The organism is Prosthecobacter sp. (assembly GCF_044222345.1).
Classification (GTDB): domain Bacteria; phylum Verrucomicrobiota; class Verrucomicrobiia; order Verrucomicrobiales; family Verrucomicrobiaceae; genus Prosthecobacter.
Genome location: NZ_JBGANL010000164.1, coordinates 1 through 2,219 on the forward strand (window position 1 = coordinate 1; position 2,219 = coordinate 2,219).

Annotated in this window: 3 protein-coding genes; all 3 read right to left on the reverse strand. The window is 58.2% G+C overall.

What is annotated here, in order from left to right; translation table 11 throughout:
- Nucleotides 1-164: 164 nt before the first annotated feature.
- The gene (locus ACILSL_RS27660; RefSeq protein WP_395735298.1) at nt 165-554 is read right to left on the reverse strand and encodes a hypothetical protein; all 390 of its coding nucleotides are present in this window, start codon (nt 552-554) and stop codon (nt 165-167) included.
- A gap of 92 nt (nt 555-646) precedes the next feature.
- A complete protein-coding gene (locus tag ACILSL_RS27665) occupies nt 647-823 on the reverse strand; it encodes a hypothetical protein (protein ID WP_395735299.1) in 177 nt (58 codons plus the stop codon).
- A 4-nt stretch (nt 824-827) separates the two neighbouring features.
- Nucleotides 828-2,219, reverse strand: a 1,392-nt coding sequence (locus tag ACILSL_RS27670) for a phosphoribosyltransferase family protein (RefSeq protein WP_395735300.1), incomplete at its 5' end; no start/stop codon positions are given.

Here is a 2,219-nt window from a genome sequence, read left to right on the forward strand (position 1 = left end):
TCCTTTGGCGAAGGATTTGACGGCGCTGCTGAAGGCTTTTTTGGTGGCGGGGTTGTTGAGGGCCTGGGCTCCGCCGGGCATGAGCTTGCTGAGGGCGAGGCCGACGGCGCCGCTGGCGATGGCGGTGCCTGCGGCTTTTTGTGGGCCTGTTCAGAAGCGCAGAATCATGTCTCACCACCCAGATCAACGATGACCTGGCTTTCCGGTGAGTCGGGCATTTGAAGAAGCTTCATCCAGCCCTCTACAGCACGGCGGATTTCGTTGTGTGAAAACATATCGACCCACTCGTCGTTGGAAGTGGACCAGATCGTGACCGTTTTCGCCCGAACATCCATTCCCCAGGCTTTGTCATTGAACTGTATCTCAACATCCCCGCCTTGATGTTCGGCCTGGTCCAGGGCATTCAAAAACACTTGGCAATCATCGACCCTGTTCAGCTCCATCCAGAGCATGCCTCGGATGTATCTGTTGTACCGATTATCTTGATCATTTTCGTGGCCTAGAGCGATCGTTGTGGGGCCCCAGTTTTGCTGATAGAACATTTTTATTTTCATGGCGGCGTCAATGAGCGGGCTGCATGTGCTGTGCTTATGCCATTCATGACTGGCATCGTTTCGTTTGAACCGTCACTTCATTTTCCGAGCGGTCAGCCGTCGTCCTGTGCAGCCTTCGCTTCAGCTTCTTTCCTCCATTCTTCGCGGAGCCATTCACTCAGTTTATTCATGGCTGGAATTTCTTTGTTGTAGTGCCGCCATAGGCGGTACTCTGTCAGATCTTCCTGTCGGGCGAGTTCAGGCGGCGTGAAATCGTGGCCGAAGCGCACGACTTCAGTTTCCTCCGCGTGAAGACGTTCGAAGAGTTTCTGCTTTTCGGGTGATACGTTCATAGACTTCTTTGGGGTGTTCTCTTGCTTCGCGCAGGGCTTCGACGACCAGCTTTCCTCTGGAGCCGCCGTGCACCAGTTTAACCTGGGCAAGGACTTCTTTCAAGGGGCGGCCGGTGCTCTCGGCAATGGTTTGCGCGAGTTCTTTGAGCTGGGAAGGATGTGCTGGGGCACCGTCTTTCACCGCTGCCAAAACGGCAGTCGCTTTTGTTTGTATTCCCTTGGCTGCAAGTGCTTCCGTGAGCGCGTCCGATGTGACACCGGATGTCATGATGTCATCCACGATGACCACCTTCTTGCCGGCCAGTTTCGCTAGCAAGGCAGGGTCATGAATGTCCACCTGCGGCAGCGCGTCCATCTTGGCCATGTAGCCTCGCTTGTTTTTGGCCTGCCCGGTCTGATCCATGGAGAAGCCGTCTGTGATGACTGCCCCCCCATGGTCTGCGGCCAGACGTTCTGCAAAAGCACGAGGAATGGTATTCTGACCCGAGGTTGAAGGCATCACGAGCCACACGGTGTTAGGACCGCCAAGGTCTTTGTATTTGCTGGCGTCATAGTTGTCGTTCACATACTTTTTCACGGCCTGCGGAGGATAGCCCTCTTCAGCCAGTCTCCGCTTAGCCTGGACCGGATTGGCCGTGGAAGAGGTGGATGAAATTACGGGTTTGTCCGCAGTATTGGAAGCAGGTTGTGAGTTGGAGCCTGAACTCGATGTATTAGGCGGAGAGCCGCTTCCTGAAACGGGGGACACGCTTTCCTTAGAGTTAAAAGCTGGAGGAGAGCTTGCTCTGTTCGGGGCTGAGGGGGCGGAAGCCGAAGTGCCTGCTGTCTGAGGTGCTCCTGCCGGACCAGTCGGAGGCGGAGGTGTGGGAGTCCCTGCGGATGCCGCGGGCGCATCGGGATTCGTTGTGCTGGGGCCGTTGATCGTAGAGCCGAGGGCATTCGCGGGCTGGGCTGGGGGTGAGGCAGGCGGAGTGTCTGCCTCTGCATCGAGCGTGGCGTCTTCTCCGTCTGGGGTGACGGGGACGAGGGCGTCTTCGTCGCCGGGCAGGGCGGGGGAGTTGCGGTCGCGGACGCGGCGGGCGTTGTCATAGACTTCCTGCTCATGAGGATTAAGGGGGCGCTTACGGGCGATTTTCTCCAGGTTCTCCGTCCGCCGGTTTGCCAGGTCGATGTGCTCGGCGTGTGTGGTGTCTTCTGGTATCAGATTGCCGTGGCCGATGGGCGGGGCTGTGACGCCGTTGGTGGTGTGGGTGCCGCTTCCGCTGCCTGTGGAAGGGGTGGTGGTGCCGCCGGAGCTGGCCGTGGAGGTGGCGCTGCCGGTGGCTGTCGTGCC

What these genes read in the sequence shown, in the direction of transcription:
- ACILSL_RS27660 (WP_395735298.1), bottom strand. Translation starts at nt 554, where the DNA reads ATGAAAATAAAAATGTTCTATCAGCAAAACTGGGGCCCCACAACGATC.